The sequence below is a fragment of the Streptomyces sp. CO7 genome (genome assembly GCF_053474865.1).
On sequence record NZ_JBRIOU010000133.1, the window covers coordinates 1 to 416 of the forward strand.

The following is a 416-nucleotide window of genomic DNA, read 5'->3' on the forward strand; positions in this document are numbered from 1 at the left end:
TGATGAGCATGTCTGCGCGCCGACCGGACACTCCGGACGGAAGGGATTACCGGGGCGCGAGCACAGCCCAGGCATAACGAGTGCACAACACCCGATGCGCGAGACGCCAAAAGCGATGCACGATTCGTACCTGCCTGCGATTATCGGGAGCGCTTCACCGAACCTCCACATCGAGCCACGGAGGAGAAGCATCAGGGACATGGAGCCGGGAGCCCTATCCTTGTCCCCGGCAGCGTCACGGATCGGCCCGCACCCGGGCAGCACGACCGAGGCCACCACACCAGGCCCCCGTAGCTCAGTGGATAGAGCAGGCGCCTTCTAAGCGCTTGGCCGCAGGTTCGAGTCCTGCCGGGGGCGCCACTGCCCGTTTGGCGGAGGGATCGGACGACGTGCGACTGCGCTGCGCGGTGCTCGAC

The 416-nt window shown here is 66.3% G+C and carries 1 tRNA gene; it reads left to right on the plus strand.

The annotated features are described in order from the left end of the window. The first annotated feature begins 284 nt into the window (after positions 1–284). Positions 285–360: transfer RNA gene (locus ACOV8S_RS31450), tRNA-Arg, on the plus strand. The last annotated feature ends 56 nt before the right edge of the window (positions 361–416 follow it).